The organism is Lunatimonas sp., assembly GCF_020832325.1.
GTDB lineage: Bacteria > Bacteroidota > Bacteroidia > Cytophagales > Cyclobacteriaceae > Lunatimonas.
Window position 1 is genome coordinate 80220 of sequence record NZ_JAFIEU010000031.1, and the last position, 22895, is coordinate 103114.

A 22895-nucleotide genomic window follows, 5' to 3' on the forward strand; every position below is an offset into this window, starting at 1 on the left:
GGGCAACAGCAAATTGAACCAGATTGGCGATTGGCACTGCAGAAGGTCATGGCACTAAAAGATGCGGACGAAAAGCTTGCTCAGCTGGAGCGCCTACGCATCCGATACGTAGGAGAGGTCGGTTCCGATGGAGGCTATTTTGGTGAGTTATCTCACGTGCTTGCCACTTCTTTGGGACGTGCAGGTAGGTTTAAGGAGGCTTTTCTGGTTTTTGACCAAGCATTGGTTGCGCATAGACTTCCGCATTCGGAGGATCCTTCCATGGTGGTGAATTCCTTTTATAACCTAGCTTTTTTTCATTTGGGGTTGGGATTGATTCCAGAGTTCCGGGCCTATGCCGATAGCTGTATCCATTTTAGCGAAGTATATACAGAAAAGCGGTACATTGGTATTCATATGTATGAACAACTTGCTACTTTTTATTATGATATAGGCGATTACACCAACAGTCTAGCCAAAGCCGAGCAGGGGATTCAGGCGGCGAACGTGGAGGATCGGTACGTGGGACTATTGTACTTGCAGAGCGCACAAGCAGGACTGGCCCTGCCGGACCAACTTGGTACGTATGTTAAGGCTGCCGCTGCATTGGAAAAGAGTCATAGATTGTTAAAAGATGACCCGGATTTGGAGGGGTTGGTGAAGTCTGTTGAGGCACATTACCAATTGAAGATTGGTCGTCCTGAGTTGGCTGAAAGAAGGTATAAAGAAGCCATTGAATTGTATGTACGGGCAGGCGATTACGAGGGAGTGGTCAGAAATCTGCTAAAACTAGGCAATTTATATTCGGTGGAACTTAAAGATTTGCCCGCGTCTATGAAGGTGTTCCAAGAGGGACTAAAAACCCTCGAGCGGGTAAACCGAATTGATCTAAAGCCCCGAATACTAAATAGTTTGGCGTTAACTTCGCTGGAAGTTGGTGATTACGATACCGCCATTTCCTATTTGCAGGAGGCGCTTGAAGGATTGCGTATCTCACCTCCGGATGCGGTCGAACCGTTGGATGGATATACCAATGACCTATTGGCTGGAATGCTTCAAGGAGACTTGGGTAGGTCTTTTTCAATGAAATATAAACGCACCGGGGACTCAACCCATCTAAGGACGGCACTTTCGCATTTCAACGCTTTTATCGCAGCAACTGACAGAGTAAGGTGGAGCCACGAATACGATCAATCAAAGTTATATTGGCGGGAACAGGCGAAGGAAACATTTACCCAGGCGTTAGAGGTATGTTACCAGCTAAACGATGCTGCATCTGGCTACCAAATGTTTGAAAAGAGCCGGGCGGTTATGCTACAGGATCGGCTAAATGATCAGGAAGCCAGGCGTTTTCTTTCTGAGGAAGAAAGTACACGAGAAAAGCAATTGAGAGTTGAGGTTGCCTCGCTTTCACAAAGACTCAAGGATATGGATGAAGGTACAACTGGCTACCGAGAACTACAAGCCCAGTTGATCCGTCAGCGTGAGTCGTATAGGTCCTTTGTGAAAGCACTCGAATCCAAGCATCCGCAGTATGTGGAGGCAAAATATGGAGCCTCCGTGAGACCTCTTTCAGCGTTGCGCCAGCTATTGAGTGAAGGTGAGCTAAGTTATGTGGCTTTCTTCAATGGAGTGGCCGACCAGCAGGGCGATCAATATATCTATGCGCTCGTGATACATCCTGAGGACGAGAGGTTCGTAAAAATTCCCATGGGGCAATACAAGGATCGGGTAGATCAGTTTTTGCGGCTAGCGGCTTCGAAGGAATTGCTCAATAGGAATTTTGGCATGTTTATTTCACTCGGGTACGACTTGTACCAACAGCTAATAGAGCCCTTGGGCACTTTGAAGAAGCGATTGATCGTGTCTCCGGACGATAAGCTTTTACCCTTGGATCTTCTTGTCAGGGACAAAAGTCTGAGCGGAAGCTTTTTGCTATATGACCACGCAGTTAGTTACACCTATTCGGCGGGATTACTCGGGCAATCCCATAGAGGAAATCTCGCTGTAAAGCCAACCCTGCTGGGCTTTGCCCCAGTGAGCTATCAGGACCATTTGCAACTTCCCACGTTGGCAGGAGCCGATTTTTCCCTCAGTAAGTTAAACACGTTTCTCTCCGGTTGTGAGTTTTTTGTGCAAAGCGATGCCACCAAAGGAACGTTTATGGATAAAATAAACGACCACGCCATGGTGGTCTTATACACCCATGCCGAGGCCGATACGGCTAATCAGGAAGCCTATTTGTACTTTCACGACGAAAGACTGAAGGTTTCTGACCTACAGTTTCTCGATGCCCTACCCACGGAGTTGATCATTCTTTCGGCATGTAATACGGGTACAGGTGCAAACCGGCAGGGTGAGGGAGTGTTTAGTTTGGCCCGGGGCTTTGCGGCAGCAGGAATACCTACCAGCGTCACGACACTTTGGGAAATTGATTCCCGTGCTACGTATTCCCTTACAGAGAATTTTTACCAGCAAGTGGTTAAAGGCATTCCAATGGATGAGGCCCTTCGACAAGCAAAACTCAAGATGCTACAGGGAGATGACCGTATGCAGGCACTGCCGTATTTTTGGGGCGGAAGCATTGTTTTGGGTAGTGTGCAGCCCTTGTTGATTGAGGAAAGCTGGGCAGAAAGGCTTCGCTTTTGGATGGTGGGGATAGTGATTCTGACCGTGGCGCTGGTTTACTGGGTTAGGGTAAGTGGTAGGAACAACGCGGGTAGTAATTCCTAATGGCTAGCGCAGTCTTCAAAAAAGAAGCCACTCGGTAACTGGTCAAAATGATCGGCTACCGAGTGGCTGATGATTAGGTGTAGGCGGCTTATGGATTAGATTTTAGCCAGTTCAAACCCCGCAGGGTATTCTCGCTTCACAAATTCGTTGGCCGGATCAAAGTTGGTAACCTTCATGTTGGCCCCATCCCAAAGGAGTTTGATGTCCCTGCCAGGATAGGTATAACCCTTTCCGTCTGCACGGGGCTCCCTGTAGTCGTAGCTTCGGATGGCCAAGTTGCCCATCAATACTGTCTCGGTTAACGGCCCGGCGATGGAGAACGGAGAGCTTAATTCCTGGAATTCCTTTGAACCGTAGCCTGCGATACAGGCATTTACCCACTGTGCATAGTGACCACCGATATTTCCGGCCACTCTAGGCAGCGTTTCTTTTACACTGATGCTATCATTCAGTGAAAGCGGCAAAAGGCGTGGATTTAATCCGTACGTGTCGCACATCATCTTGCCGCGAGTACCTTCGATGATAACCCCGTTACCTCCATCTCCCATTTGCTCGTTGGCACCCAATTCGTCCGGTCGGCTGGGTTTGATGCCGCCGTCCATCCAGTGAAAATCCAGCAGGGAGCCGTTTGGTCGACGAAATTTCAAGGTAATGTGGGAGGAAGGAGGGCAGCTTTCTGGGAAATAGCCTCTGGTGAACTCTCCTACGTATACGGATCCCACGCTGCACTCCGCTTCGGTTGGATATCCCAAATCTAGGATACGGTAGGGAGGCTCCATGATGTGACAGGCCATGTCACCCAATGCTCCGGTTCCGTAATCCCACCAGCCCCTCCAGTTGAAAGGGTGTATGTTTTCTGTAAAATCTTTTTTGGGGGCGGTACCTAGCCATAGATTCCAATCCAGGTGTTTAGGTGCTTTTCGCGCACTGGCTTTTGGCCATTCTACCCCCTGTGGCCATACAGGCCGGTCTGTCCAGCACCATACACTTTTTGCTTCGCCGATTAATCCGGCGGCATACCACTCGCGCATTTTTCGGACACCGTCGCCGGAAGCGCCTTGGTTACCCATCTGTGTGACCACTTTGTATTTTTCGGCTGCTTGGGTCAGGATACGGGCCTCGTAGATGTCGTGGGTTAGGGGCTTCTGTACGTACACATGTTTGCCCAGTTGCATGGCAGCCAGTGTTTGCACGGCATGGTTGTGGTCTGCGGTAGAGACAGATACTGCATCGAAGTTTTGGTGTTCCTTTTCCAGCATCTGCCGATAGTCCCTGTAGTATTTGGCTTTGGGATAATCAGCCACACTTTTGGAGGCTCTTTCGTCATCCACATCGCAGAGTGCCACGATTTCGGCATTTCCACTATCGTAGAAGGACTTGATGTCAGAGTAGCCTTTACCTCCCACACCTATTCCGGCTATGCGTAATTTGTCGCTGGGAGCCTTAAATCCCGGACCCCCCAATACATGGCGGGGTACAATGTAAAAACCGGCCAACGCCGTCGCAGAAGTTTTTAGAAAGGTTCTGCGAGGGTTGCCATTTTCGGGCAAATTGTCTTTTTTCATTGGTATTGTTTGCGTGTTAATAGACTGATTTCAGGTTTCTAATGTATAAAAAATATCCCTGAAAAATCAATACAAACGTGATCGCTTTTTGATCTGGCAGGTTGAAGGGGGATTTCAAGGGAATACATATGCTTTTTCAACCCTACAAATTCTGACGGCATAGTTGGAATACCAGCTTTCCTTCCCCAGTTTCTGAGCGGTTTTATGGTCGCTGAGCGCCTTCCAAGCGGCGATCGCCTCCAAGCTTTCCCAATAGCTTACGGTAATACCCAGTCCGTCCCGTGCGGACTCATGACCCATGTATCCTGGTTGTTTTACCACAAGTTCTTCCATATGCTTGGCCATTTCGGAATATCCAATGTCATTGGGCCGCTTTATACTGGTGAAAATTACGGCAAAATAGGGAGGGGATGGAGTGCGAGCAATCATGCCTAAAAGTAGCGTTTTGCAGTGAATTTCGCAATTCCGAATTAAGACTCAAGGGTGGACGCCTGTACCAAGTTTATGTCCGGATGCGGACATTAAATAAGGTTTCATAGTGCGGAAATGCAGCCGAATAGCCTTCTGGTGCCAATGGTGTTACTTGGCATATCGTTTGGATTGGCAGGTCCGAAGTCATTTCCACGGTGAGACAGAAAAATAGGTGGTTAGCTAAGTTTTTTTATTTGTGGAAGTAAGGGGCTCGGCCCTTTGGATTGTCAATGATAAAAAAATCAAACTATGATAACTTGGACGTTTGTTAAACCCGCTAAAAGGGTGGGAGCTAGGAAGGCGGCTTCGGCGCTTATAGTAGTTTATGTCGGTCTGTTTTGCGCTTGCTCAGATTTGGAAATGGAAGTAGCGTCAGGAAATCTGGAGCTGATTGATTTGGATGGGGATGTATCGGCAAAAACAACGAGCGGCAACATACGTCTGACAACTATACGAGGCATGGTAGATGCTAACACCGTGTCAGGAAACATCCGGATAGCGGGTGCCGACCACTTGGGGGCATTAAAAGCAACCTCAGGCAATATCCGTATTACCTCATCTGGTTTATCTCCCAATACCAACCTAAAAGCCAGTTCGGGCAACATCAACCTGCATACCACCTCCCAACTTGAGGATTACAATTTCGAGCTTTCGTCTGGTAGTGGCAAGGTACGGTTGGGCGAGAGGCAAACCTCCGGAACGCTCTTGGTCGACCACGGAGCTTTGCATACCATAAAGGGCAACGTAACTTCTGGCAACATCGAAATATTTCGATAGGTATCCTGGCCACTTGCCAATGGTATCACGGAGTTTTTTTTGAATCTACTAAAAGGCTTCGGATTTCCGAAAGCTCCGGGGGGGTTAGATTGCGCCATTTGCCCACTGGCAGGTCGAGTCGGATGTTCATAATACGTATACGTTTCAGCTTGACTACCTCATAGCCCAAGTAGGCACACATTCTCCGGATCTGTCGATTTAGGCCTTGGGTAAGTACGATATTAAAGGTTTTTTTACCCAACTGGCGCACTTGGCAGGGCGCTGTTACCGTATTCAGAATGGGTATGCCCCCGCTCATTTGGCGGATAAAGTTGCTATCAATGGGGCGGTTTACCGTTACAATGTATTCCTTTTCATGGTTGTTGCCAGCCCGGAGGATCTTGTTTACAATATCTCCGTCGCTGGTGAGCAAAATCAGCCCTTCGCTGGGCTTGTCTAGCCTTCCGATGTGGAAAATCCTTCGTGGATGACCAATAAAGTCGATGATGTTGTCTTTCTCATTTTCGGTATCGGTGGTGCAGACAATCCCGACGGGTTTGTTCAGAGCCAGGTACACATGTTCCTCATCGGGCGGGTTCACATGTAGTCCGTCTACTGTCACCTGATCGCCAGCTTGAATCTTGGTTCCCATTTCAGGTACCTGACCATTAATCTGTACCCTTCCTTCTCCGATCAATCGATCGGCTTCCCGCCGTGAGCAGAAACCTATTTCGCTGAGGTATTTGTTGATCCGTGTGGCCATGCGTTAGTTTCTTTCCAGGATCCACTCTGCCATGTCATGGAGCACAGACTCGTTGAATGTTTCTGTTATGTCGGCATACTCTGATACCGCTCCAGTTTGTGCGGTTTGAAATAGGTGGTTCAGATCAGGGTAGGTGATTACGGTATGGAGCGGGTTATTGCCTAGGATTTTTTCTAACGCAGTATGATTTTCTAGGGCGTTGACCTGTACGTCTTTGGCTCCAAATCCTGCCCAAATGGGTACTTGAGCCTGTTGGATGAGTATTCGGGGATCCATACGGATGAAGTGAAAGAACCAAGGATCCAATAATTGTCGGTAGCCAGCCAGTTGTTCTTTTATCTGTTCCTGGAGCGGTGTACCAGAGAGTCCTGCGTTTTCTCCATGGTGCCGCAGTACCTGTTCCAATGATTTTGCAGCGGCGGTACTATCATCAGCCGTGGCGATGGCTTGGTAGAGATTTCTATTGAAGACTTTTTGTGATTGAACCAGTTCTTCAGGAGCACCTGTCGCCCGAATTGCATCCTCCGTTTGCCTTTCCATAAGGTTTGCAATGGGTACTACCGGGGGAGCAAGGGCAAGGACATAGGCTGGTAGGGTATGTTGCTCTGCGGCAAGTATCCAAGCGATCAGCCCACCCTCGCTATGTCCGATAAGGCCAATACGTGTGTTGTCCACGAACTCGTAATAGGGCAGTCTTTCCAAAGCTGCCCTTGCGTCCTCCGCAAATCCTCGACTGGTAGTGCCCTGGAAACTCCCTTCTGATTTTCCTACGCCCCGTTCGTCGTAGCGGAAGACCACGATACCCCTTCGGGTAAGAAAGTCAGCCATTACCCAAAAAGGCTTATGTCCAAGCAGCTCTCCGTTTCGGTCTTGAGGTCCCGAGCCATTTACCAATACGACAGCAGGGAAGGGACCACTTCCGGAAGGCTTGGTAATCGTGCCTTTCAGGGCTGTTTTTTCGGGTCCAGAAAGGAATGTTACCTCCATGGATTCATAGGGAAAGGGAGGTTTGGGTTCTTGCGGTCGATCCGAGGTCATGGACTTTACCGATTCCCCGCTGCTCCTTGATAGATTAAGCGGAAGCTTGAATCCTCCCTGCGTAAACTGACCCTGAAAAACCCCCTCTTGCAACAAGCCCTCAAACGAGACGTTTAATGCATCGATTTCAAGAAGTAGCATCATGCCGTCAAACAAGAGCTTGGACACCTCAATTCCCTGCGCGCCTTGACTTGGACTGTCCATTTTTCCCTGCCAGTCTCCGGACTCTCTATTAAAATGAAACAGCAAGGGTAGTTTTTGAAATCCCAAGTCTAAGGTTCCCTCCCAGCTTCCGCTAATATCCGTTTGTGCTTGGTTTTGTTTGAAACTAGAGAAAAAAAGGATTATGGTAAGAAAAAGACCCACGTAAATCATTTTGCAACCAGGATGATGGTATGGGCGGGTAAAATTTGGAAGGCTCATGAGCGGTTTGGTGTATTTTCTAAGTACAAACGGAAACCTGAAAGTTTAGGGCCATAAAATTACCGGATTATGCAAAATATGCTACTTCATGAGATGAAAAAAAATATAAAGAACTACGAGATTCGTTGTCTAAATCAAAAACCAAACTTGGAGAAATATTTATCCGATATTATTGTATAGTGCCATATTTTTACTATGTTTAAGCGATTTTAGTCTTCAAAACGAATAATAAAATCAATAATAACGAAATAATAATAGCTGTTAGTCAGTTATAATAAACCCAGCCTAAAGGAATCTTGACAGAGATTCCTTTTTTTGTGCCCTTTTTTTAAACCTATTTTTTTCAAAAAAGTATCTTTTTGTAAAAAATAGGTTAGTTTTTAAACCAAATAATGTTCTTAAGCTTCAGGGTTTGGGCAGTCGTATTTCAGCGAAAGCTTGTTTTGGGGAAATGTGCGCTGTGGGATTCATTCGCCGTATGTTTTGAAGCCAGGCACATCTAGGGATTTTTTTTCAATCAGGTTTTCTCCCCATGCAATAATTGTTATTTTTGGGCGGCTTATTAAATCCCAATCTACCCATGAAAAAACTTCATCTGCTTCTATTCGCTCTTTTTGTCGCTATTTCGCCCTCCTTCTCCCAGCAAAAAGTCAGGGCAGAGAAAATTGGTGACAGAATAGACATTCATATTGGTAATTTATTCTTTACCAGTTATCATTTTGCCTCCAACGAGAAATATCCTTTTTTCTATCCTGTAAATGGTCCTTCAGGCGCATCCGTGACCTCCAAGCGCAACGGTACCTATCCCCACCACAGTTCGCTTTTTTTCGGTTGTGACAAAGTCAATGGGGGCAATTATTGGCAGGAAGGGCTGGATAGGGGGCAAATTGTGACCCTGCGGGCAGAAATTGACCAAAAGACGGATGATCACGTGGTCATTCACAATGAAACTATCTGGACCAGACCGGGAGCGAATGCGCCCATCAAAGATTTGCGAAAGATCACCATCAGCAGCCCCTCATCTTCAGTATTTCAGATTGACTTTGAGGTAGAAATGGAGATGCTCGAAGACGTCATCATTGAGAAGACAAACCATTCGCTTTTTAGCGGCCGCATGGACCCTGACTTGGCTGTTACCAACGGAGGAACCCTCCTCAATGCGGAGGGAGAAAGTGGCGAAAAGGAAACCTTTGGGAAGCCATCCGCGTGGATGGATTTTTATGGTAAGCGAGGCAACGGGATAGAAGGCATGGCGATTATGCAGCACCCGTCGAATGCATGGTATCCATCCCCTTGGTTTACCAGAGACTACGGGTTTTTCTCTCCCACGCCGATGTATTGGCCTGAAAATGATAAAGAGACCCGCCTGTCAAAAGGAGAGGTAATCAAATTGAAATACCGTGTGTTGGTACATAGCGGGGACCATATTCAGGCTGAAATTGCGAAACATTTTGATGCCTACGCAAAATAGCGAGCTCTCACAGGTAGTCGGTTAGGTAGAGCAACTGGATTCCAGAGCCTGTTCCTAGCATACTTCCTGTGATGACCTCATTCCACTGGTGCCGGCCTAAACTCACCCTTGCCCAAGCCAGCAATGGGGTAAGCAACATCAGTCCCAACGCCATTGGACCATTCAATGGGACCATGCCCATCGCTATGTAGGTGCATACGGCGAGATGTAAGGAAGACTTTAGCCGAAAGTTGAGCAAAAATGTGATCAGTATCACTTGAATGAGGATAAGGGAGCCAAAGAGGATTTCCTGTGGTTGATTGCTTAGGAACAAGAAAGCTATCAAAATTGCAGCCAGGACAAAAACAAAGCCAAACATCGAAAAGCGCTGCTCCCGAACGGACACGTCGAAATTCGAATACACACCCTGCTTCCATTTGAGCCAGTTCCAAACGATTAATGGGACAATGGTTATCGCCAACATGGCGGTGATGGTCCAGAGCGCAGCATCTAATTCTTGGAGCCTCAGGTTACTGTAAAACACAAAAAACGTCAGGATGACTAGGGGGTGGGCTATACGTGAAAGGAATAGTGCCAGCGGACGGTTCATAACAGACCTGATTTGAAAAATTCTTTTAAATATACAGGCATATACCTATCTTTCAAAAAAACACGGTTTCGATTCATGCGAACTTTGAAGGCACTTTGCGTCATCTGCTTGCTTCTAGGGCCTGTCATTACGGGCATTGCTCAGCAGTCTATGGATATTTATTTGGCAATCGGCCAATCCAATATGGCAGGACGCGCCGAAATTCCAGCTAAGCTGACAGGAGAAATGCCCGGAGTTTTCCTGTTTACCGGGGATGATATGACTCCTTGGTTACCTGCCAAAAATCCTCTCAACCTGTATTCTTCCATCAGGAAAGAGGAGAGTATGCAGCGGTTGAGTCCGGCCTATTCCTTTGCACGTAGTATGGCAAAGAAGGCTGACACAAAGTTGGGATTGGTAGTAAATGCCCGGGGTGGGAGTGCAATTGCCGAATGGATGCCGGGTACACCTTTTTATCGTGACCTGATACAAAAGGCTCAGGAGGCATCCACATTTGGCGTTATCAAAGGTGTGATTTGGCATCAGGGAGAGTCGGATCTAGGCAAGCTCGATACCTATCTGGGTAGTTTAGAAACCTTGATAGCTCACATCCGAGCAGATTTGGGTTTGCCCGAGCTACCCTTCGTAGCCGGTGAAATAGCCGAAGACCAAGCAGGTAGAGAGACATTTAATCAACTGATCCGAAGGTTACCGGATTTGGTCAGTCATACCGCAGTAGCTTCTTCCAAGGGGACGAAAACGTTCGATGAAGTTCATTTTGATACGAAAAGCCAGCTGAAATTGGGCAAGCGATACGCCAAACAAATGATAAAATTGAGCCGATGAAATTCCTTTCCATTATTTTCATGCTAGTCAGTATGGTCGTTTTGAGCCCTTCCGCGTATACCCAGCAGGCAGAATCTCCACAGTTTTCTTTTGGCGTAATTACAGATATTCAGTATGCAGACAAGAATCAAGTGGGGTTACGCAATTACCGAGGATCCCTGATCACCCTAGAAAACACCGTAACCGAACTCAACAAGCATGAGTTGTCCTTTACGGTCAACTTGGGCGACCTTATTGACGAAGATTTTGCGAGTTATGACAAACCCATGGCGTTGCTTGAGAAAAGTCGAGCCAAGCTGTACCATGTGTTTGGTAACCACGATTACAGCATTGCGGACGAACACAAGGAAAAGGTACCGACACTGTTGGGAAATCCCAAGGGATACCATGCATTTACGAAGGGTAATATACAATTTGTCGTACTGAACGGGATGGACATCAGTTTGGACGGTCACCGCGAGGGGTCCAAGGGGTATGCCCATGCAGAAGCTATTCTGGCAGATATGAATGCCGCCGGTGCCAATAATGCCAAGCCTTGGAACGGGGGCATCGGATCCAAGCAATTCAACTGGTTTAGAAAAGTGTTGAAATCGGGTGAAAAGAACGGATGGAAGACTGTCGTGTTTTGCCATTATCCTGTTTTGCCGGAAAATGGCTTGCAGCTACTCAATCATAACGAAGTGCTGCGGCTGATTTCAGACTCTCCCGGAGTGGTTGCCTATTTTTCTGGGCACCACCACGGAGGCAATTATATCTTGGCAGATGGGGTGCACCATTTGACGTTTTATGGGATGGTGGAGTCCCCTACAGATGCGTTGGGAGCAGTGGTGGATGTATATGCTGATCGCCTTGAGATTAGGGGGATCGGCAAGCAGGAGGACCGGGTGCTTTCTTTTAGGTAAAAAAATACAGACGCTAAACCACTGGTAATGCGCCACCTGGTGGAAGCTTTGGCAAAGGGGGCCGCATGGAAACGTATTAATATTTATATTAGCGGCTTAATTCCTCAAACTATGTACGCAAGATTAGCCAAGGCATTTTACTTTCTCAGTGTCGTATTCTTTCTGATTGCCTTTTTGTATATGTATTCCGCCTCACCGGAGTTTGTCACGTATGAGCTGTCAGATCGGGGATTGCCCCTGAAGCAAATCAGCAAGGATACCTTCTTTTACCTCACGGTAGCGCTGTTTTTGGTATCCAACGTCCTGTTGATCCTTCCGGCAAAATTGGTTGAGACCCAATATACCTTGGCGTTGAAGCGGGTTTTCCCGAAAGGGGATCCATTTAGGGACCAGGTTTTATCGTGGATTTACTCTTTTACAGCGATTGTAAATATTTCTACCGTGGTATTTGTTTTTTACCTACACAGTATCACCAATCAACATGAAATCAAAAGCGAGGAATTTAATGTCTTTTTTTACCTGGTTCCGCTCTTATTTGTCGCTTGGATTGTGGCACTCTTCGTTCTATTGGCCGCCAAGATCAAGCAGGTCAGGTCTGGATCCGCATTATCCTAGAAAAAACTAACAGCAATGGCAGAAAATGTAAAATATACAGAAGATAGCATCAAATCCCTAGATTGGCGGGAACATATCCGGCTCCGTCCGGGCATGTACATCGGCAAGTTGGGAGACGGAAGTGCGCAGGACGATGGCATTTATGTTTTGGTCAAAGAGGTGCTGGATAACAGTATCGACGAACACATGATGGGGTATGGGCGTACGATTGACATAAAAATTTCTGAGCACCTCGTAGAAGTACGGGATTACGGCAGGGGAATTCCACTGGGGAAGGTCATCGACTGTGTGTCCAAGATCAATACGGGAGGTAAATACGATTCTGGAGCTTTTCAGAAGTCTGTAGGTCTCAATGGTGTGGGTACCAAAGCGGTAAACGCTCTGTCGGAGTATTTTAGGGTGCAATCCTTCCGGGAGGGTGAAACCAAGGTTGCTGAATTTGAAAAAGGCATTCTGAAAGAAGACCGCCCATTGGAAAAGACGTCCGAGCGAAATGGAACCAAGGTGGTATTTACCCCGGACTCCACTGTGTTCAAAAATTATCATTTCATACCCGAGTATCTCGAAAACCAGATATGGAACTATGCCTTCCTTAACGCAGGCCTCACCATTCATTACAATGGGAAAAAGTTCTTTTCGGAGCGGGGGCTCTATGACCTGTTGATGCGAAAGGTGGATGAGGATCAGATTCGGTACCCCGTGATCCACTTGAAGGGGAGGGATATCGAAATGGCCATCACCCACAGCAATCAATACGGCGAGGAATATTATTCATTTGTAAACGGACAGTTTACCACTCAGGGAGGCACTCACTTGGCTGCCTTTCGGGAGGCAATCGTCAAGACGTTGCGGGAATTTTATAAGAAAGATTACGATGCTTCTGATATCCGACAATCGGTGGTTGCCGCAGTGGCAGTAAGGGTTCAGGAGCCTGTTTTCGAATCCCAAACCAAGACCAAATTAGGCTCACAAAGCGTGGGTCCGGATGGTCCGACGCTACGGACCTTCGTCAACGATTTTGTGAAAACAGAGCTGGACAACTACCTGCATAAAAATCCCTCGGTGGCCGATGCACTCCTAAAGCGTATTCTTCAGTCAGAGCGGGAACGCAAGGAAATATCCGGTATTAAAAAACTGGCCAACGAGCGGGCAAAGAAAGCTAATTTACATAATAAAAAGCTACGGGATTGCAGGGCGCACTACGATGACCTGAAGGCCGACGAAGAACTGCGAAATAACACCATGCTGTTCATTACCGAGGGGGATTCAGCCTCCGGTTCTATCACCAAGTCCCGAAATGTACAGACGCAGGCCGTTTTTTCGCTACGAGGTAAGCCGTTAAACTGCTTCGGGATGACCAAAAAGGTGGTCTATGAAAACGAAGAATTTAACCTCCTTCAGCACGCGTTGAATATAGAGGACGGGATAGAAGGACTTCGGTATCGAAAAATTGTGATTGCGACGGATGCGGATGTAGATGGCATGCATATTCGGCTTTTGATCATGACGTATTTCTTGCAGTTTTTTCCCGACTTGGTCCGAAACGGCCACCTATTCATCCTGGATACACCGCTTTTTCGGGTCAGAAATAAAAAAGAGACAATCTATTGCTACACCGATGAAGAACGGCAGAGGGCCATCCACAAGTTGGGAAAAAGCGCAGAGATCACCCGTTTCAAAGGACTTGGTGAAATATCGCCGGAAGAGTTCGGTACCTTTATAGGGGAAGAGATTAGGCTAGATCCTATTATTCTCAATAAGGAGACCAAGATCAGTGAATTGCTTAGTTTTTACATGGGCAAAAACACCCCCAATCGGCAGACTTTCATCATAGACAACTTGAGAGTAGAAAAAGATCTGGCCTTGGATGACCCGAGGAAGGTGCAGGGAGAAGAGGACAGCGAAGCGGCCTAGACCTTTCAACGACGAAGTTGGGTGGGGAAGATACACAATCCCGAAGGCAATTTATTGATAATGCATAGGACTTAGGTACGTTTGGTCTGGCTGACCTACGTCTTACATCAAAACTGGAAAATATACATGAGTGAAGAGCAAAATGAGCTAGAAGGCAAGGGAGGAGAGAGTCTACACGATTCTGTGCCGGTCACCGGCATGTACAAAGATTGGTTTTTGGATTATGCCTCCTATGTCATCTTAGAGCGAGCGGTGCCTGCGATTGAGGATGGATTGAAGCCCGTACAGCGCCGTATCCTTCATGCGATGAAGGAAATGGACGATGGGCGCTTCAATAAAGTAGCCAATATCATCGGCCAATCCATGCAGTATCACCCCCATGGTGATGCCTCGATCGGCGACGCTATCGTGAATCTGGGACAAAAAGACCTATTAATTGAAACCCAAGGCAACTGGGGGGATGTTCGCACGGGAGATGGTGCTGCTGCTGCCCGATACATTGAAGCCCGGCTTTCCAAGTTTGCGCTGGAGGTCGTATTTAATCCACAAACGACTGATTGGCAGCTGTCTTACGATGGCCGGAAGCGGGAACCGGTGACATTACCGGTCAAATTCCCCTTGCTTTTGGCACAGGGAGTAGAAGGAATTGCAGTTGGTCTTTCCACCAAGATATTGCCCCATAATTTTTGTGAGCTGATCGAAGGGTCTATCAAAAGCTTGCGCGGAGAGAAAACCAATATTTTGCCCGATTTTCCCACCGGGGGGCTGGCGGATTTCTCGGAATACAACGAGGGCCTTCGTGGAGGTAGGGTGAAAGTCAGAGCCCGCATTGAAGAGGAGGACAATAAGACATTGCTTATCAAAGATATCCCCTACGGGACCACTACCAATTCCCTGATTGATTCCATCATACGTGCAAACGACAAAGGGAAAATCAAGATCAAGAAAGTAGTGGATAATACGGCCAAAGATGTAGAAATACAGATTCAATTGGCACCCGGTCAGTCTCCGGATATGACCATTGATGCGCTCTACGCATTTACAGACTGCGAGGTGAGCATTTCACCCAATGCCTGTGTGATTGTTGAAGAAAAGCCCGTTTTTCTTTCGGTAAACGACATGCTCGCTTACAATACCCGGTTAACCAAAGAATTACTACGTAGAGAATTGGAGATCCGGAAGGGGGAGTTGATGGAAAAGTTGCTGTTTTCTTCCCTCGAAAAGATATTTATCGAAAACCGGATTTACAGGGACATCGAAGAATGTACCACGTGGGAATCTGTTTTGGAAACGATTGATCGGGGACTAGACCCTTACAAGCCCGATTTTTACAGGGAGATCACAACGGAGGATATTGTTCGGCTTACAGAGATCAAGATCAAGCGTATTTCGAAGTTTGACGCCTTCAAGGCAGATGAACTGATGAGACGGCTGCAGGAGGAATTGGCAGAAGTAAACCATCACCTGAACCATCTCACAGATTATGCCGTCAGTTACTACCGTAACCTGCTTCAGAAATACGGGAAAGGGCGTGAGCGAAAGACTGAAATCAGGGCGTTTGACACCATAGAGGCCACCGTGGTTGCTGCCAATAATGCCAAGCTATACGTCAACCGCACGGATGGATTTGTTGGGTATGGGCTCAAAAAAGACGAATTTGTGTGCGACTGTTCCGATTTGGATGATGTGGTCGTCATCCGGAGGGATGGGGTATGCGTGGTGACCCGAATTCAGGAAAAGGGCTTTGTTGGAAAGGACATTATCCATGTAGGGATATTCCGCAAGGGAGATGAACGCATGGTTTATAACCTGATTTACTTGGATGGTGCCTCCGGAAGGAGCATGGTAAAACGGTTTCAGGTTTTGGCGGTGACCCGTGACCGTGAATACGATCTCACCAAGGGGACGAAAGGCTCCAAAGTGATGTACCTTACCGCCAATCCAAACGGGGAGGCGGAGATAGTTACCGTAAGCCTGACGCAAGGGTCCAAGGCCCGGGTGAAAGTATTTGACTTTGACTTCAGTACCATTGAGATCAAGGGTAGGGGTGCCGGTGGCAATATCCTTACCAGGTACCCAGTACGGAAAATTCAATTCAAGATGCAGGGAGCATCCACCTTAGGAGGCTTGGATATCTTTTACGATGCGTCAATTGGACGCCTGAATACCGATCAGCGCGGTAAAAAGATCGGTAATTTCCTGGGAGAGGATAAAATCCTGGTTTTCTATAAGAACGGAGATTATGAGCTTACGTCTTTTGAACTTACCAATCGCTATGAATCAGCACAGGTGTTACTGATCGAGAAATTTGATCCCGCCAAGGTGATATCAGCGGTTTATTATGATGGTGCATCAAAGGCATTCTACGTGAAGCGTTTCCTTATCGAAACGAGCACCATGAATAAGAAGTTTAATGTGGTTTCTGACCATCGTCAGTCTTACCTAAAGCTTGTTTCTACCGATAAGCAGCCGCAGGTTAAGGTGGTCTTGAAGAAAGGCAAAGAAGTAGAGGAACAGGAATATGACCTGGATATCTTGATTGACGTAAAAGGCTGGAAGGCTATTGGAAACAAACTGTCTTCTTACCCGGTGGACGACGTAGTTTTACTCAGCAGCACTTCGGAAGATGCCGCGGAAGAAGCGGATGAAGAATTGGAAGTTGGTTCAACCTTGGATTTTAAAATCAAGAAAGACGAAGAAGATGATACCGATGATCAGTTGGGTCTTTTCTAACTCTTGAAACAAAGCCTGAGGGGATTTACGCCGAGTGGGAGACGTTTGCCCGCTCAGCGTTTTTTATTTTTAATGGGTCGTTTTTTGGAATAAGATAGAGGTTATTTTTTTGTTTTTTTAGGTAGAAAATTGTTTTTGACGGTATATTCAAAACAAATGATTTTTCGTATATTTCGTACATTGAGGGTAGTGGAGAATGAGCGTGGTCTTCATGCTACGCAAGGCAAAAATTCCCTAATTTCTAAATCTCTGCTACATGCTTTTTCCTGGTATAATGCGCTGCAATGCGATCTATTTCTTGACTCCCAAAAGGGGTGTCGCCGGTCGTTTTCTTTCCGTGGTCATCATTTTGGGTTTAGTTGGAGCTTTGGTGTCTTGTTCCGAAGAGCAGGATCAAAATCCGACCAACAATAATCCAACTACGCCCACGAACCCCAATAATCCCAATACTCCAGGTAACCCGGTTCCCACACCTGCCCTGGAAATTTCGACTACTTCTCCTGAATTTATCTTTTGGGGCGATGAGCTCACACTTACCGGAAAAGGGTTTAGCAGTAAGTTAGAGGATAATTTTGTGTGGCTAAAAAGCGAAACTGCTTCCTTGGGAAGTTGTCCTTCCGATAACCGAACAGACTCTACCGGATGGCGAAAGGCCACAGTATTGAGAGCAACGGATACTTCGCTTACGGTCAAGGTCCCTTATAAGCCCGCGTCAGAAACCTCCAACAATAGAGCCTGTGGCGTAATCAACCCGATGGTCAGTGTGACAGTGGGTGGGAGAACAGCCGTTTCAGAACGAGTTAAATTGTTAGGTATTCCCTACATCAGCGATATGTGCTACAGCAATTCTGGATTTAAAGGTGCTGGCTTGATACCAGGAAAGGCACTGGAGAATCAAATCAGTATTCCTGGTATTGGACTGTATGGTGCCAGTTCCGGAATAGACGAAAAAGTAAAGCTGTTTGTCAATGGAGTCTTTTTGCCGCTGACAAAGGTAGAATCCACCGGTCCCACGAATTGCGCCAGCAGCTATAAATTTGTTATTCCGATTGAATTTGCAGACGGGAGTTGCGACCCGGATCCGATTCGTACGGGGCGTTTTTCCAATATGATGGACTTTGTGGCCGTGGTCGAGGGTACCACGAAGAGCTCTGAAAAATACTCCTATCCGGTGTCTTCATTTCCGGATCTTTCTGTCCGTACCTTTACGCAGCGATTCTTTTCATACAGCGAGGCAGGCAATCCTGAGATTGTTCTGGAAGGAATAGGCCTAAATTGGTACAGAGAGGCTCGATTTCTGCCCCAATCAGGCGGGGCGTCCTGTACCTTGGCTACAATCGCACCGGTTCCCTCCGGCGACGGTACCGGCTTGACGATCACGATTCCCCTAGCCCAGATGTCGGTTGGGTGTACTTACGCACTTTCTTTGGTAGACGTGTGCGGGCGAACAAGCGGGCAAGTAGGCCTGGTAACGATTCGTGTATAGTCAATAGATTGATAGCCTCCATCCAGGTTTTTAGATGCGTTTTCCCGGACATTAGGGTAATTTGTCCAGGGTTTATCGGATGGATGTAACTTGTTCTTTTCCAGCAGTTGCAAATGATTTTTGGCCAGATTTACGGAGGTTTGACGTGCTTTTGGCTGCCATTTTCAGGGCTATAGCTGCCAAAATCGGCATAAAATTGCCAATTTTGTGCTTTAATAGACGGACACAGCATTATCATGGACGCCAAAGAATCCCAGTTTTCAGAATACCTGAAGCAATACATTACGCCCCACAAGCTAAGTAGAATAGAGGAGGTACTGGCATCCCGAACCCGGTATTTTACCGTTGTCTTGGAGGATATCTATAAGCCCCACAATGCATCTGCTGTATTACGCACTGCGGATTGTTTTGGCATTCAAGACGTGCATGTGATCGAGAAGGCTAATAGGTATAAGGTCAACCCTTACGTGACACGGGGTGCAGCCCAGTGGGTGAATATCCACCGATATGCCGAGCCCGCCGGGTCGGCGGTCAGTGTCTGTTTTGAGCACCTTCGGAGCCAGGGATATCAAATTATGGCTACCAGCCCACGAAGTGAGAGCCTTTCTATCCAGGATTATTTCCCTGATAGAAAAACGGCGTTGGTCTTCGGCAACGAACACGAAGGGGTCAGCGAGGAAGTGATTAAAGAAGCCGATGGGCTTATTCACATTCCCATGTACGGATTTACTGAGAGTTTTAATATTTCTGTTACGGCATCAATTTTTCTGTATGATTTTTTGTCCAAACTAAGAGGAAGATTACCGGAAGGGTTCTTTTTGGAGGAATCGGAAAAGCAGTTATTGAGGTACCATTGGTATCAGGAGATTGTTAAGAATGCCCAAATACACCGGAAAAGCTTTTTTGGATCAAATGAAACGCCGAAATAGCAGTATTATCCATCCCGGGATGTAGGGTTTACTTTTAAAAGCCGCAGGCAATTGCCATCTTTGCAGGAAGATTCAAGGCGCCTGTTTGTAAAGGACGCTATTACCAAAACAAAAAGTTAGATGTCTGATCAAGAAATCAAGATTACCTTTCCCGATGGTTCCGTTCGGGAATTTGAAAAAGGGAGTACCGGCTTACAAATAGCTTCCAGTATCAGCGAGGGGCTGGCAAGAAACGTGCTCGCAGCAAAAGTGAACGGGGAAGTGTGGGATGCTACCCGTCCTTTGCAAGATGATGCATCCATCGAACTACTAACCTGGAATGATCGGGAGGGAAAGTCCACTTTTTGGCACTCTTCTGCACACCTGATGGCGGAGGCCTTGGAAGCACTCTATCCAGGTATTAAGTTTGGCATAGGGCCTCCGATTGAAAACGGCTTCTATTACGATGTGGACTTCGGAGATAAACCTCTTGACGGAGCCGAGCTAGAAAAAATCGAAGCCAAGATGGCTGAGTTGGCCAAGCAGAAAAGCGAATACGTCCGAAAGGACGTTGCGAAGCCAGCGGCAGTTGAATACTTCAAAAACAAGGGTGATGAATATAAGCTGGATCTGCTAGAAGGCTTGGAAGATGGCACCATCACCTTTTACGAGCAGGGAAACTTTGTAGATCTCTGCCGCGGTCCCCATATCCCCCACACGGGTTTTATCAAGGCGATCAAGCTCCTGAACATTGCTGGTGCGTACTGGCGTGGGGATGAAAAGAACAAGATGCTTACCCGTATTTATGGTATTACTTTTCCCAAGGCCAAAGAGTTACAAGAATACCTTACCCTGCTGGAGGAGGCCAAAAAGCGTGACCATAGAAAGCTCGGTAGAGAGCTGGAGTTGTTTACATTTTCTGAAAAAGTAGGAATGGGGTTGCCGCTTTGGCTTCCAAAAGGTACGCTACTGCGGGAGCGGCTGGTTAATTTTTTGAAGAAAGAACAGGATAGGTCTGGCTATCAGCAAGTCATCACGCCCCACATTGGCCATAGGGCCTTATATGAGACATCCGGTCATTACGAGAAATACGGCAAAGATTCCTTTCAGCCCATCACCACTCCCAATGAGGGAGAGTCGTTTTTGCTGAAACCCATGAATTGCCCCCACCACTGTGAGATTTATAAGAGCAAGCCCAGGTCGTACAAGGAGCTTCCGGTGCGTTATGCGGAATTTGGTACAGTCTATAGGTACGAGCAAAGTGGAGAATTGCACGGGCTCACCAGGGTAAGGGGCTTCACGCAGGATGATGCGCATATCTTCTGTCGACAAGATCAGGTCAAGGAGGAGTTTATAAAGGTTATCGATTTGGTTTTGTATGTGTTCAAGGCACTTGGATTTGATGACTTTACGGCACAGATTTCGCTCAGAGATCCCGCTGATAAGCAAAAATATATCGGAGAGGATGAGGCTTGGAATATGGCCGAACAGGCGATTATTGAAGCGGCGAACGAGCGTGGCCTAGTTACTGTGACAGAGTTGGGTGAGGCAGCTTTTTATGGACCCAAGCTGGATTTTATGGTAAAGGATGCGCTGGGAAGAAGCTGGCAATTGGGCACAATTCAGGTGGATTATCAGTTGCCAAACCGCTTTGAACTGGAGTATGTGGGGGCGGATAATCAGCGGCACAGGCCGGTGATGATACACCGGGCTCCCTTTGGATCATTAGAGCGCTTTGTGGCGGTGCTGATTGAGCACTGTGCGGGTAATTTCCCCCTATGGCTAGCACCGGAGCAGGTAATCATCCTGCCTATTTCCGAAAAATACGTGGACTATGCCGAGGAGATTAAACTGCATTTGGATGAGCAAGGTATCACGGGCACTATTGACAACCGGGATGAGAAAATAGGCCGCAAAATTCGTGACGCGGAAGTCAAGAAGATTCCGTTCATGATAATTGTGGGCGAAAAAGAGCAGGAAGAGCGTAAGCTTTCACTCAGAAAACATGGTGCCGGAGATCAGGGAAGCTTCACTCCGGAGGAGTTTGTGTCGTACTTTCAGGACATTATCAATGCTTCACTCAGCAAATAAAGAAGGGATAAAAAAAATGTTGGATTTTTTATAATTCAAAATTTATTCGATATTTGCAGCTTAAATCTAAAAACAACCATAAACATTTTGAGAGGAAAAAGAACTTACACTCCGAGACAAGAAGAGCCATACAAAGTTAATTCCAAAATCAGGGCCAGGGAAGTAAGGGTAGTCGGTGATTTCGTGGAAGGCGGAAACGCTGTAATGCCAACGGATAAAGCTATCAAACTGGCTGAGGAAAATGGGCTTGATCTCGTTGAAATTTCTCCTTCCGCAGTACCGCCTGTTTGCAAGGTGATTGACTACGCCAAGTTTAAATACGAACAGAAAAAGAAGCAGAAGGAAATCAAATCCAATGCGGCAAAGACGGTAGTGAAAGAAATCAGGTTTGGTCCCAATACGGATGACCATGACTTTGACTTCAAACTGAAGCATGCCATTAACTTTCTCAAGGAGGGAGCAAAGGTAAAAGCCTACGTACATTTCGTAGGACGTACCATTGTCTTCAAAGAGCGTGGAGAGATGTTGTTGCTGAAGTTTGCCCAGGCACTGGAGGAATACGGACAAGTCGAACAGCTTCCCAAAATGGAGGGGAAACGGATGAACATATTTGTTGCCCCAAAAGCAGGTAAGAAATAATTTCAACTAACAGATAGAGTAATGCCAAAAGTAAAAACAAAATCAAGTGCGAAAAAGCGGTTTACCTTAACAGGAACCGGGAAAATTAGAAGGAAGCATGCTTACAAGAGCCATATCCTGACTAAAAAGTCCACTAAAAGGAAGAAAAACCTGACGAAGATGGGCTTTGTACATGCCTCAGATGAAGGCCGAGTGCGAGATATGCTGAGAATCTAATTATCCAAAATTTAACAAAGGTTATTTATTTCACCGGATGCCTGGTTTTGCAAGTCCGAAAGGCACCATGTATCAAAAATTAAAAAATTATGCCAAGATCAGTAAATGCAGTAGCTTCTAGAGCTAGAAGAAAAAAAGTGCTAAAGGCAACCAAAGGTTACTTTGGAAGAGGTAAAAACGTTTGGACCGTAGCCAAAAACAAGTACGAAAAAGGATTACAATACGCATACAGGGATCGTAAAGTTAAGAAACGTGAGTTTCGTAAGCTTTGGATTCAGCGTATCAATGCCGGTGCTAGATTGCACGGTGTTTCCTATTCACAATTGATGGGATTATTAAAAAAGGCCGAGATTGAGTTAAACCGTAAGGTGTTGGCAGATCTTGCCATGAACCATCCCGACGCATTTAAAGCTGTAGTTGAAAAAGTGAAGTAAGTTTCGCACAGACTTACTTATTAATAGTTAAAAGAGCCCTTGAGATAGGGCTCTTTTACTTTTATACCAACCATTACCGGATTTGAGGAATTTTTCTCTGTTGCGAGCGAGATGTTTGGATTGGTATGTCTCTACCACTATGCAGAACCAAGGCCTAAACATGGTGGTGAAGCCTTTTGTAGCTTTGTAGTTATGGAACTTGAATCGGGTGATTAAGTCGGAAGTCATTCCGATGTACAGCCTATCGGCCGAGAAGGAATAAAGTACGTAGACGGTGAACATACAAAGAAAAGAAGCCCCAATTTAGGAGCTTCTAAGTAGCGAGGACGGGAGTTGAACCCGTG

At 46.6% G+C, this 22895-nt stretch carries 20 protein-coding genes; 14 read left to right on the forward strand and 6 right to left on the reverse strand.

Annotated features, from left to right (window positions below; genetic code table 11):
* The first annotated feature begins 30 nt into the window (after positions 1–30).
* Entirely contained in the window at positions 31–2712 is a 2682-nt protein-coding gene (locus JJU34_RS11920) for a CHAT domain-containing tetratricopeptide repeat protein (RefSeq protein ID WP_228692599.1), read from the forward strand.
* Between the two features lie 95 nt (positions 2713–2807).
* Here the strand turns inward: JJU34_RS11920 and JJU34_RS11925 are convergent, their stop codons facing one another.
* The gene (locus JJU34_RS11925; protein WP_228692600.1) at positions 2808–4277 is read right to left on the reverse strand and encodes a Gfo/Idh/MocA family oxidoreductase; all 1470 of its coding nucleotides are present in this window, start codon (positions 4275–4277) and stop codon (positions 2808–2810) included.
* A 114-nt stretch (positions 4278–4391) separates the two neighbouring features.
* A complete protein-coding gene (locus tag JJU34_RS11930; protein WP_228692601.1) occupies positions 4392–4706 on the reverse strand; it encodes an antibiotic biosynthesis monooxygenase in 315 nt (104 codons plus the stop codon).
* A gap of 291 nt (positions 4707–4997) precedes the next feature.
* On the opposite strand from JJU34_RS11930, the gene JJU34_RS11935 reads away from it, so the two are divergent.
* Positions 4998–5525: a DUF4097 family beta strand repeat-containing protein gene (locus JJU34_RS11935; RefSeq protein WP_228692602.1), complete on the forward strand. Its 528-nt coding sequence runs from the start codon at positions 4998–5000 to the stop codon at positions 5523–5525.
* 25 nt (positions 5526–5550) lie between these two features.
* Here JJU34_RS11935 and rluF read toward each other — a convergent pair whose 3' ends face one another.
* Together rluF and JJU34_RS11945 are read right to left on the reverse strand one after the other, a co-directional pair.
* Positions 5551–6267, reverse strand: coding sequence for a 23S rRNA pseudouridine(2604) synthase RluF (rluF, locus tag JJU34_RS11940; RefSeq protein WP_228692603.1), 717 nt, complete (start codon positions 6265–6267; stop codon positions 5551–5553).
* A gap of 3 nt (positions 6268–6270) precedes the next feature.
* On the reverse strand, positions 6271–7728 hold the full coding sequence (locus JJU34_RS11945; protein ID WP_228692604.1) for an alpha/beta fold hydrolase: 1458 nt from the start codon (positions 7726–7728) through the stop codon (positions 6271–6273).
* 580 nt (positions 7729–8308) lie between these two features.
* Here JJU34_RS11945 and JJU34_RS11950 point away from each other — a divergent pair.
* On the forward strand, positions 8309–9199 hold the full coding sequence (locus JJU34_RS11950; protein ID WP_228692605.1) for a PmoA family protein: 891 nt from the start codon (positions 8309–8311) through the stop codon (positions 9197–9199).
* A 7-nt stretch (positions 9200–9206) separates the two neighbouring features.
* Here JJU34_RS11950 and JJU34_RS11955 read toward each other — a convergent pair whose 3' ends face one another.
* Complete coding sequence (locus tag JJU34_RS11955; protein ID WP_228692606.1) at positions 9207–9788, reverse strand: hypothetical protein; 582 nt, start codon at positions 9786–9788, stop codon at positions 9207–9209.
* 75 nt (positions 9789–9863) lie between these two features.
* On the opposite strand from JJU34_RS11955, the gene JJU34_RS11960 reads away from it, so the two are divergent.
* The 11 genes from JJU34_RS11960 to rplT all read left to right on the forward strand — a co-directional run bounded on the left by JJU34_RS11960 (position 9864) and on the right by rplT (position 22551).
* Positions 9864–10613 (forward strand): sialate O-acetylesterase, encoded by a 750-nt coding sequence (locus JJU34_RS11960; protein ID WP_228692607.1) that lies wholly within the window; start codon positions 9864–9866, stop codon positions 10611–10613.
* Complete coding sequence (locus tag JJU34_RS11965) at positions 10610–11515, forward strand: metallophosphoesterase (protein WP_228692608.1); 906 nt, start codon at positions 10610–10612, stop codon at positions 11513–11515. Before JJU34_RS11960 ends, JJU34_RS11965 begins: the two co-directional genes overlap by 4 nt.
* Positions 11516–11626: 111 nt before the next feature.
* A complete protein-coding gene (locus JJU34_RS11970) occupies positions 11627–12130 on the forward strand; it encodes a DNA topoisomerase IV (RefSeq protein WP_228692609.1) in 504 nt (167 codons plus the stop codon).
* Between the two features lie 15 nt (positions 12131–12145).
* Positions 12146–14044 (forward strand): DNA topoisomerase IV subunit B, encoded by a 1899-nt coding sequence (locus JJU34_RS11975; protein WP_228692610.1) that lies wholly within the window; start codon positions 12146–12148, stop codon positions 14042–14044.
* Between the two features lie 126 nt (positions 14045–14170).
* Positions 14171–16777 (forward strand): DNA gyrase/topoisomerase IV subunit A, encoded by a 2607-nt coding sequence (locus JJU34_RS11980; RefSeq protein ID WP_228692611.1) that lies wholly within the window; start codon positions 14171–14173, stop codon positions 16775–16777.
* A gap of 256 nt (positions 16778–17033) precedes the next feature.
* On the forward strand, positions 17034–18263 hold the full coding sequence (locus tag JJU34_RS11985; RefSeq protein WP_228692612.1) for a hypothetical protein: 1230 nt from the start codon (positions 17034–17036) through the stop codon (positions 18261–18263).
* Positions 18264–18499: 236 nt separating this feature from the next.
* On the forward strand, positions 18500–19192 hold the full coding sequence (locus JJU34_RS11990) for an RNA methyltransferase (protein WP_228692613.1): 693 nt from the start codon (positions 18500–18502) through the stop codon (positions 19190–19192).
* Between the two features lie 120 nt (positions 19193–19312).
* Positions 19313–21262, forward strand: a complete 1950-nt coding sequence (gene thrS, locus JJU34_RS11995; protein ID WP_228692614.1) for a threonine--tRNA ligase — start codon at positions 19313–19315, stop codon at positions 21260–21262.
* A gap of 87 nt (positions 21263–21349) precedes the next feature.
* Positions 21350–21901: a translation initiation factor IF-3 gene (infC, locus tag JJU34_RS12000; protein WP_209330346.1), complete on the forward strand. Its 552-nt coding sequence runs from the start codon at positions 21350–21352 to the stop codon at positions 21899–21901.
* A gap of 21 nt (positions 21902–21922) precedes the next feature.
* Entirely contained in the window at positions 21923–22117 is a 195-nt protein-coding gene (gene rpmI, locus JJU34_RS12005; RefSeq protein WP_228692615.1) for a 50S ribosomal protein L35, read from the forward strand.
* Positions 22118–22206: 89 nt separating this feature from the next.
* On the forward strand, positions 22207–22551 hold the full coding sequence (gene rplT, locus JJU34_RS12010; RefSeq protein WP_228692616.1) for a 50S ribosomal protein L20: 345 nt from the start codon (positions 22207–22209) through the stop codon (positions 22549–22551).
* A gap of 27 nt (positions 22552–22578) precedes the next feature.
* On the opposite strand, the gene JJU34_RS12015 is transcribed toward rplT, so the two are convergent.
* Positions 22579–22833 carry a GIY-YIG nuclease family protein gene (locus JJU34_RS12015; RefSeq protein ID WP_228692617.1) on the reverse strand — a complete coding sequence of 85 codons (255 nt, stop codon included), beginning with the start codon at positions 22831–22833 and terminating at the stop codon, positions 22579–22581.
* Positions 22834–22895 lie beyond the last annotated feature (62 nt).

Bases quoted from the DNA above. Each gene is read 5' to 3' on its own strand.
- JJU34_RS11925 (WP_228692600.1), bottom strand. From the start codon at position 4,277: ATGAAAAAAGACAATTTGCCCGAAAATGGCAACCCTCGCAGAACCTTT.
- JJU34_RS11930 (WP_228692601.1), bottom strand. From the start codon at position 4,706: ATGATTGCTCGCACTCCATCCCCTCCCTATTTTGCCGTAATTTTCACC.
- JJU34_RS11935 (WP_228692602.1), top strand. From the start codon at position 4,998: ATGATAACTTGGACGTTTGTTAAACCCGCTAAAAGGGTGGGAGCTAGG.
- rluF (WP_228692603.1), bottom strand. From the start codon at position 6,267: ATGGCCACACGGATCAACAAATACCTCAGCGAAATAGGTTTCTGCTCA.
- JJU34_RS11945 (WP_228692604.1), bottom strand. From the start codon at position 7,728: ATGAGCCTTCCAAATTTTACCCGCCCATACCATCATCCTGGTTGCAAA.
- JJU34_RS11950 (WP_228692605.1), top strand. From the start codon at position 8,309: ATGAAAAAACTTCATCTGCTTCTATTCGCTCTTTTTGTCGCTATTTCG.
- JJU34_RS11955 (WP_228692606.1), bottom strand. From the start codon at position 9,788: ATGAACCGTCCGCTGGCACTATTCCTTTCACGTATAGCCCACCCCCTA.
- JJU34_RS11960 (WP_228692607.1), top strand. From the start codon at position 9,864: ATGCGAACTTTGAAGGCACTTTGCGTCATCTGCTTGCTTCTAGGGCCT.
- JJU34_RS11965 (WP_228692608.1), top strand. From the start codon at position 10,610: ATGAAATTCCTTTCCATTATTTTCATGCTAGTCAGTATGGTCGTTTTG.
- JJU34_RS11970 (WP_228692609.1), top strand. From the start codon at position 11,627: ATGTACGCAAGATTAGCCAAGGCATTTTACTTTCTCAGTGTCGTATTC.
- JJU34_RS11975 (WP_228692610.1), top strand. From the start codon at position 12,146: ATGGCAGAAAATGTAAAATATACAGAAGATAGCATCAAATCCCTAGAT.
- JJU34_RS11980 (WP_228692611.1), top strand. From the start codon at position 14,171: ATGAGTGAAGAGCAAAATGAGCTAGAAGGCAAGGGAGGAGAGAGTCTA.
- JJU34_RS11985 (WP_228692612.1), top strand. From the start codon at position 17,034: ATGCTTTTTCCTGGTATAATGCGCTGCAATGCGATCTATTTCTTGACT.
- JJU34_RS11990 (WP_228692613.1), top strand. From the start codon at position 18,500: ATGGACGCCAAAGAATCCCAGTTTTCAGAATACCTGAAGCAATACATT.
- thrS (WP_228692614.1), top strand. From the start codon at position 19,313: ATGTCTGATCAAGAAATCAAGATTACCTTTCCCGATGGTTCCGTTCGG.
- rpmI (WP_228692615.1), top strand. From the start codon at position 21,923: ATGCCAAAAGTAAAAACAAAATCAAGTGCGAAAAAGCGGTTTACCTTA.
- rplT (WP_228692616.1), top strand. From the start codon at position 22,207: ATGCCAAGATCAGTAAATGCAGTAGCTTCTAGAGCTAGAAGAAAAAAA.
- JJU34_RS12015 (WP_228692617.1), bottom strand. From the start codon at position 22,833: ATGTTCACCGTCTACGTACTTTATTCCTTCTCGGCCGATAGGCTGTAC.